Annotated in this window: 6 protein-coding genes, 1 pseudogene and 1 riboswitch; of the genes and pseudogenes, 2 read left to right on the forward strand and 5 right to left on the reverse strand. The window is 75.1% G+C overall.

The features are described from left to right. Positions 1 to 134: 134 nt before the first annotated feature. From ABZZ17_RS39630 to ABZZ17_RS39650, 5 genes and pseudogenes are all read right to left on the reverse strand, one after another. Positions 135 to 947: pseudogene (locus ABZZ17_RS39630) on the reverse strand (ABC transporter ATP-binding protein); the annotation flags it as partial. Further along, positions 944 to 2,164 carry an energy-coupling factor transporter transmembrane protein EcfT gene (locus ABZZ17_RS39635; RefSeq protein WP_356884181.1) on the reverse strand — a complete coding sequence of 407 codons (1,221 nt, stop codon included), beginning with the start codon at positions 2,162 to 2,164 and terminating at the stop codon, positions 944 to 946. The gene ABZZ17_RS39635 and the pseudogene ABZZ17_RS39630, both read right to left, overlap by 4 nt. After that, on the reverse strand, positions 2,161 to 2,865 hold the full coding sequence (locus tag ABZZ17_RS39640) for an SCO2322 family protein (RefSeq protein WP_356884183.1): 705 nt from the start codon (positions 2,863 to 2,865) through the stop codon (positions 2,161 to 2,163). Before ABZZ17_RS39640 ends, ABZZ17_RS39635 begins: the two co-directional genes overlap by 4 nt. Next, complete coding sequence (locus ABZZ17_RS39645; RefSeq protein WP_356884185.1) at positions 2,862 to 4,109, reverse strand: prenyltransferase/squalene oxidase repeat-containing protein; 1,248 nt, start codon at positions 4,107 to 4,109, stop codon at positions 2,862 to 2,864. The genes ABZZ17_RS39640 and ABZZ17_RS39645 overlap by 4 nt, the downstream gene beginning before the upstream one ends. A gap of 130 nt (positions 4,110 to 4,239) precedes the next feature. Continuing rightward, positions 4,240 to 4,309, reverse strand: a riboswitch (cobalamin riboswitch). A gap of 104 nt (positions 4,310 to 4,413) precedes the next feature. Continuing rightward, a complete protein-coding gene (locus ABZZ17_RS39650; RefSeq protein ID WP_356884187.1) occupies positions 4,414 to 5,664 on the reverse strand; it encodes an MBL fold metallo-hydrolase in 1,251 nt (416 codons plus the stop codon). Positions 5,665 to 5,846: 182 nt separating this feature from the next. Here ABZZ17_RS39650 and ABZZ17_RS39655 point away from each other — a divergent pair, with 182 nt between their 5' ends. Next, a complete protein-coding gene (locus ABZZ17_RS39655) occupies positions 5,847 to 7,325 on the forward strand; it encodes an aldehyde dehydrogenase (RefSeq protein WP_356884189.1) in 1,479 nt (492 codons plus the stop codon). Beyond that, complete coding sequence (locus tag ABZZ17_RS39660; RefSeq protein WP_356884191.1) at positions 7,325 to 7,558, forward strand: ferredoxin; 234 nt, start codon at positions 7,325 to 7,327, stop codon at positions 7,556 to 7,558. The genes ABZZ17_RS39655 and ABZZ17_RS39660 overlap by 1 nt, the downstream gene beginning before the upstream one ends. Positions 7,559 to 7,685 lie beyond the last annotated feature (127 nt).

Raw genomic sequence — 7,685 nt, forward strand, 5'->3', positions numbered from 1 at the left:
TCAGCTTCGCCAGCACACTCTTGCCGCTGCCCAGGTCACCGATCACCGCACTGGACGCGGACGCGTTGACCTGCGGCGCGTCGGCCGGGTTCAGCCCCGGCCCCGGCCCCCGGGCCGGCCGGGACCGGGAGGGACGCGAGGCGGGCGTGCAGGGGGGCGGACAGGCGGCGGGCGTCGCGTACGGACAGCGGGAGGGGGGACCAGCCGGCGAGGCGGCCCAGGGAGACGACCGGCGGGTGGACGGGGGAGACGGCCATGATCTCGGCCGGGGTGCCGAGGACGGGGGCCGCGCCCGGGGAGGGCAGGAGCAGCACGCGGTCGGCGTACTGGACCACCCGCTCCAGCCGGTGCTCCGCCATCAGCACGGTCGTCCCCAGGTCGTGGACCAGCCGCTGGAGGACGGCCAGGACCTCCTCCGCCGCGGCCGGGTCCAGCGCGGACGTCGGTTCGTCGAGGACGAGGACCTTCGGGTGCGGGGTCAGTACGGAGCCGATCGCGACCCGCTGCTGCTGCCCGCCGGACAGGGTGGCGAGGGGACGGTCGCGGAGTTCGTTCAGCCCGAGCAGGTCCAGGGTCTCCTCCACCCGGCGGCGCATCACCGCGGGCGGCAGGCCCAGGGACTCCATCCCGTACGCGAGCTCGTCCTCCACCACGTCCGTCACGAAGTGGGCGAGGGGATCCTGCCCGACCGTGCCCACCACGTCCGCGAGTTCGCGCGGCTTGTGGGTGCGCGTGTCGCGGCCCGCGACCGTGACGCGCCCGCCCAGCCGGCCCCCGGTGAAGTGCGGGACCAGCCCCGACACCGCACCGAGCAGCGTCGACTTGCCGACGCCCGACGGGCCGACCACGAGCGTCAGCTCGCCCTCCGGGACGACGAAGTCGGCGTCCCGCAGACAGGGCCGCCCGGCACCCTCGTAGGTCACCGACACCTGCTCGAAGCGGATCACCGGGAAGACTCCTTGGACGGTACGGGTGCCACGAAGGCGGGAAGCAGGCCGATCAGGACCGACACGGCCGGCCACAGCGGCAGCGTCGGCCACACCAGCGGCACCACGCCCGGCCGCATGGCCTCCGGATCGACCGACGCCGCGTGGACCATCAGGGCCGCCACCGCCGCCCCCGAACCGGCGACCAGCCAGGCCCGGGCCCCCCACCGGTCGGGCCGGTAACGCGTCCGGATGCTGCGCCGGCCGCCGAGCCGCAGCCCGGCCAGCGCCAGGACGAGGCCGACGCCGAGCACGGGCAGCCCGTACCCGGCGCCCTCCGCCGCGAGCAGCCCGTACGTGCCCGCGCACATGCCGAGCAGGCCGCCGAGGGTGAGGACGTTGGTGGTGTGCCGGACGGCCGGCGGGACCTGCGCGGTGCGTCCGTAGCCCCGCGCGTCCATCGACGCGGCGACGGCGACCGACCGCTCCAGCGCACCCTCCAGCACCGGCAGGCCGATCTGGAGGATCGCCTTCACCCCGCCGGTGGGACGGCCCCGCAGCCGGCGGGCGGTCCGCAGCCGGACCACGTCGGCGACCATGTTCGGCGCGAAGGTCATGGCGACGACCACGGCGACGCCCGCCTCGTACAGGGCGGCGGGCAGCGACTTCAGCAGCCGCGCCGGATTGGCGAGCGCGTTGGCGGCGCCGACGCAGATGAGCAGGGTGGCCAGCTTGGCGCCGTCGTAGAGGGCGAAGACCAGCTGCTCGGCGGTGACCCGGCCGCCGAAGCGGATGCCCTGCGCCCACGCGGGCAGCGGCACCTCGGGGAGGGTGAAGAGGGTGTGCGACCCGGGGATGGGGGAGCCGAGCAGCATGGAGAAGGCCAGGCGCAGACCGATGACGAACAGGCCGAGCTTGACGAAGGCACCGTAGGAGCGGGCCCACGGCGCGTCCGTACGGCGCGCGGCGACCACGTACCCGGCGACGCCGACGATCATCCCGAGCAGCAGCGGGTTCGTGGTCCGGGAGGCGGCGGTGGCGAGCCCGAGGGCCCACAGCCACCAGGCCCCCGCGTGCAGCGCGTTGCCCCGGCCGGCTTCGGGCGCCTGCCAGGGCCTGCTCCTCTTGTACGCCGCCCCGCGCGGGGAGCCCACCCGCGCCCCGGCACCGGGCCGGGCCGGGGGTGCGCCGTCGGCCGCCGGGCCGTGGGGGGCGGGCGCGTCCGCGCGGCCCGTCATCGCCTGCGGCGGCGGGACTGCCAGACGCCGGCCGCGGCCAGGGCGGCGATCGCCGCGATGCCCGCGACCAGCCCGACGGAGGGGCCGGAGTCCTGCCCGGCGGAAGCCGCCGGCGGCGAGGGCCGCGCGGACGGAGTGCCGGAGGCCGCCGGAGCCGCGGAGCCGTCCCCGGAGTCGGAGATCGGCTCTCCGCAGCCCGTCCGGGGGTAACCGGACACCCCGCACAGCAGTGCGGCGCCGTTGTAGCGCAGCGGCTTCGCGACCTCCGCCAGCGCCTCCGCGGCCGTGGCGGCCGGGGCCACCTGGGCGCAGGCGGTGCGCGGGCCGTCCTGCGGCGGGCGTTCGCCGCCGGGGGCGTCCTCGGGCAGCCCGAAGTCGATGACCAGGGCCACCCGCTTCTTGCCGGCCGCCGGGGCGGTCGCCGCGCAGACGGCTTCGAAGTCGGCGGCCGCGCGGGGCCGGGCGGACTCGGCCGCCGCGTCCTTGCTCACGGAGAAGCGGAAGCCGAGCACCGTGCCGTCCGCAGGGCGGGCCGTCGACGGGCCCTGGGTGGCGTAGGCCCACTGGCCGCCCGCGCCGTCCCAGAACGACCAGTAGCGGTAGCTCGCCGCCAGGGCCGGGGAGGCGGCGAACAGGGTGAGGACCAGGCCGAGGACACCCAGCACCACGCCGGCGAGCGCCGGCGGACGGCGGCGGCTCACAGCTGGTTCTTCTTGCGGCGGCCGCTCAGCAGGATGCCGATGCCCATGCCGGCCGCGGCGCCCGCGCCGACGATCCACCAGACGTTCTGGTTGCCGGAGCTCTTGTCGTCCTCGCTCTCGACCTTCGTCGCGCCGGTCTCCGCCGCCTGCGGGGCGGGGCCCGTCGCGTTCAGCGCCGACACCAGGTCGATGCCGCCGAAGGCCTTCGGGTCGGTGCCCGTCGCGTGCGCGGCGAGGATCAGGGTGCCGAGCGCGGCCGGGTTGCCCTTCGACCACTCGGCGGAGTTGTTCTTCAGCCATTCCAGCGCGCCCGCCGCGGACTGCCGGTGCCCGGCCGCGGCCAGGGCGATCACCGCGTCGGCGGTGTTGCCGGTGTCGGCGGTCGGCTGGTCGGCGCCCGGGGTGGAGGGCGTCAGGTGGCCGTCCTTCTTCAGCGCCTCGGCGAGGTAGCCGGCCGCGCCCTGGGTGGCGCCCGCCGGGTCGGCGGCACCGGCCGGACAGGCCAGCGCGGCGGCGGCCGTGTCGGTGGAGGCCGGCTCGACGACGATGCCCTTGCCGAGTCCGGCCAGCGCGGCGGCGGCCGTCGCGTCGGCGTTCGCGTCGAGCTTGCCGTCGGTCGGCTGGTGCCCGAAGGCGCCCCGGTCGGCGGCCGGCTCGGTGGCGCAGCCCAGCTGGAAGGAGAGCAGCCCGTCGTAGGCGGACTTGCCGGCCTTGGACTTGACGTCGGCCGGCTTCTCGCCCGCGACGGCGAGCGAGCTGATCACCAGCGCGGTGGAGCTGCCGTCGCTGGGGGAGCCGGGCACGTAGCTCCAGCCGCCGTCCTCGTTCTGGACCGACTTCAGCCAGTCCACGGCCTTCTTGACCGTGGCGTCCTGGCCGCCGAGCGACTTCAGGGCCTGCACGGCCACGGCGGTGGCGTTGGTGTCGAGCGTCGTCGTCGCGTCACAGGCCTTCGCGGTGTCGGCGCGGAACGAGGCGAAGCCGCCGTTCGCGCACTGCTGGCCGACGAGCCAGTCGACGGCCTGCGCGGCGGGCTTCGCGCCCGCCGTCTTCTGCGCGATCAGCGCGATGGACTGGCGCCACACCCCGTCGTACGTCGGGTCGGCCTTGCCGAACAGGCCCGACGGGACGACCGGGGGCGCCGCGGGGGAGGGCGGCGGGGTGTCGGCGAGGGCTGCGGGGGCGGCGCCCACGCAGAGCACGGCGGAGGCGGCGAGCGCGGCGGCGCTGCGGCGGACGTTCATGGGGGGCGGGTGCCTCTCGTGCTGGGGAACGGGAGGCAGGCACGCGCGGGTACCGGGCTCCGGCTCCGTTTACCTCGACGGTGCCGACCGCCGGAGGACCCGGCGGCACGAGCCGCGCACCTCCGGTACGGGGCATTCCGGCTGTCCGCCCGAAGGCGGTCACGGTTGCGGGTCAGCGCCGGAGTCTCACCGGCTTCCCCCCGTACGGAGGTGTGGACGACGGGCCCACTCTACCGGCCCGTAGCAGGCCGACCCGGTGGCACCGCCCGCCCCGGCCCCCGCCCGGCCCGGGTCCGGGCCCCCCTCACAGCGCCCGGTACGTCACCGGGTCCGTGCCCGGCACCGCCTCCGCCCGGCCCTGTTTGACCAGGCGCCGCAGGTGCGCCTCCGCTTCGGAGACGGCGATGTTCCGGGAGCCGTACGGGATCTGCTCCCAGGGGCGGTTCCATTCCATCCGCTCCGCCAGCCCCCACGGGGTCAGCGGTTCGGCGAGCAGCCGCCACAGTCCGGTCAGCCGCTCCTCGTGGTGGTCGAGGAGCTCCCGGACGCGGGCGGGGGCGTCGGTGAAGGCGTGCTGGTGGGCGGGGAGCACCTCGGCGGGCCCCAGCCGGCCGATCCGTTCGAGGGAGTCGAGGTAGTCGCCGAGGGGGTCGGTGACGCGCTCGTCGGAGGGGTCCTCGTAGAGGCCGATGTGCGGGGAGATCCCCGGCAGCAGGTGGTCGCCGGAGAAGAGGCGGCCGTTGCCGGGGAGGTGCGCCGGGTGCTCCTCCTCCAGGTGCAGGCAGACGTGGCCGGGGGTGTGCCCCGGGGTCCAGATCGCCCGCAGCCGGCGCCCGGCCAGGGGCAGCAGCTCGCCGGGGACGATCTCCCGGTCGGGGACCGCGGCCCGCAGCCCGGGCAGGGTCCGCAGGCGGCCGCTCGCGCGGGCGGCGCGCAGCGGGGCGACGTGCTCCTCGGGGGCTCCGGCGGTGGCCAGCTTCTCGCTCATGTAGTCGAACCAGACGCCGGGCTCGGCGGAGCGGGTGCGCACGACGACCTCGGTGTCGGCGGCGTGCATGGCGATCCACGCCCCGGAGGCTTCCCGGACCTGCCCGGACAGGCCGTGGTGGTCGGGGTGGTGGTGGGTGATGACCACGCCGTGCACGTCGGCGACGGCGAACCCGAGCGTGCCGAGGCCGCGGGCGAGGGCGTCCCAGGAGGCGGGGTCGTCCCAGCCGGTGTCGACGAGGACGGGACCGCGGTCGGTGTCGAGGACGTGGACGAGGGTGTGCCCGAGCGGGTTGTCGGGGATGGGCACCTTCACGGCCCAGACACCGCCGCCGTGGTCGGTGACCTGGGAGGCGGGGGGGTCCGCGGGGTCGGCGTGTGCGGGGTCGGCGTGTGCGGGGCCGGCGTGCGCGAGGCCGGCGTGCGCGGGGCCGGCGTGTGGCGCGTCGGCGTCCCGGGCGTCGCCGTCCCGTGCCGCGTTTGCGTTGCCGACCCGTGCCGTGTTGCCGTCCCGTGCCGTCTTGCCGTCCGTCGCGCCGTCCGCCGGTGCCGCGTTGTCCTGTGGCATGGGGCTCCCCTGTCCGCTGACGAGAACTTGTTCCAGTAGTAGCCCAAGTCGACCATCATCGGGCCTCGCTGACTAGCCTTCACCGGTCGCTGGATCTTCTCGCCCGTTCCGTCCGGGCCGTGGACTCCTCCAACTAGAACTGGTATCAGTTCTGGAACGCCAAACCCCAGGAGGCCTCAGTCATGACCGAGCTCGTGGAACACGGACAGCTGTTCATCGGCGGGGAATGGACCGATCCGCTGGGCACCGACACCCTGCGCGTCGTCTCCCCCCACACCGAGCAGGTCATCGGCAGTGTCCCGCACGCCTCCCGGGCCGACGTCGACCGGGCCGTCGCTGTCGCCCGCAAGGCCTTCGACGAAGGCCCCTGGCCCCGCATGACGCTGGACGAGCGGATCGCCGTCGTCACCCGGATCAAGGACGCCATCGCCGTCCGCCACGAGGAGATCGCCCGCTCGATCAGCTCCCAGAACGGCTCCCCGTACTCCTGGAGCGTCCTCGCCCAGGCCCTCGGCCCGATGATGGTCTACGACGCCGCGATCACCGTCGCCCGCGACTACCCGTACGAGGAGCACCGCCAGGGAGTACTCGGGCCGATCCTGGTCCGCCGGGAGCCGGTGGGCGTGGTCGCCGCCGTCATCCCGTGGAACGTCCCGCAGTTCGTGGCCGCGGCCAAGCTCGCGCCGGCGCTGCTCACCGGCTCGACCGTCATCCTCAAGCCCTCCCCCGAAGCCCCCCTCGACTCCTACATCCTGGCCGACATCGCACGGGAGGCCGGGCTGCCCGAGGGCGTGCTGTCGATCCTGCCCGCCGACCGCGAGGTCAGCGAGTACCTCGTCGGGCACCCCGGCATCGACAAGGTCGCCTTCACCGGCTCCGTCGCCGCCGGCCGGCGCGTGATGGAGGTCGCCGCGCGCAACCTGACCCGGGTCACCCTGGAACTCGGCGGCAAGTCCGCCGCCGTGATCCTGCCCGACGCCGACCTGGAGACCACCGTCGCCGGGATCGTCCCGGCCGCCTGGATGAACAACGGCCAGGCCTGCGTCGCCCAGACCCGCGTCCTCGCGCCGCGCGGCCGCTACGACGAGTTCGCCGACGCCCTCGCCGCGGCCGCCGGGGCCCTCGTCGTCGGCGACCCCCTGGACCCGGCGACCCAGCTCGGCCCCCTCGTCGCACAGCGCCAGCAGCAGCGCTCGCTGGACTACATCCGCATCGGCCAGGAGGAGGGCGCGAAGGTCCTCACCGGCGGCGGCCGCCCGGCGGGCCTGGAACGGGGCTGGTACGTCGAGCCCACCCTCTTCGGCGACGTCGACAACTCGATGCGGATCGCCCGCGAGGAGATCTTCGGCCCGGTGGTGTGCCTGATCCCCTACGGCGACGAGGCGGAAGCGGCGCGGATCGCCAACGACTCCGAGTTCGGGCTGAGCGGCAGCGTCTGGACCGCCGACACCGAACACGGCATCGACTTCGGACGCCGCATCCGCACCGGCACCTTCAACGTGAACACCTTCAGCCTCGACATGCTGGGCCCGTTCGGCGGCTACAAGAACAGCGGCGTGGGCCGCGAGTTCGGCCCGGAGGGCCTGAGCGAGTACCTGGAGCACAAGATGATCCACCTCCCGGCGGGCTACGCCCCGGGCGCCTCCGGGGCGGGAGCCTGATGGGAGACCGCTGGCAGGTCGAGGTGGACCGGGGGGTCTGCATCGGCTCGGGCATGTGCGTCAACCACGCCCCGGACGGCTTCGCCCTCGACTCGGCCCGCCAGTCCCACCCCCGGGCCCCGCAGACGGACGCGAACGAACCCACCCTCACGGCAGCCGAAGGCTGCCCGGTGGAAGCCATCCTGATCACACTGGCCGAAACGGGGGAACCGGTGTTTCCGCCGGAGGAGTGAGGGGGGTGGGGTGGGGTCGGGGTGTGTCAGGTGGTCGGGGTCGGGGGTGGGCGGTGCTCCCTTGATGGGGTCGGGTGTGTGTCGGGGGCTGCCCGTCAGTCCACTGTCCTTCCGTTTCGGTCCGGTC

Source organism: Streptomyces sp. NPDC006512, from assembly GCF_040611935.1.
Classification (GTDB): domain Bacteria; phylum Actinomycetota; class Actinomycetes; order Streptomycetales; family Streptomycetaceae; genus Streptomyces.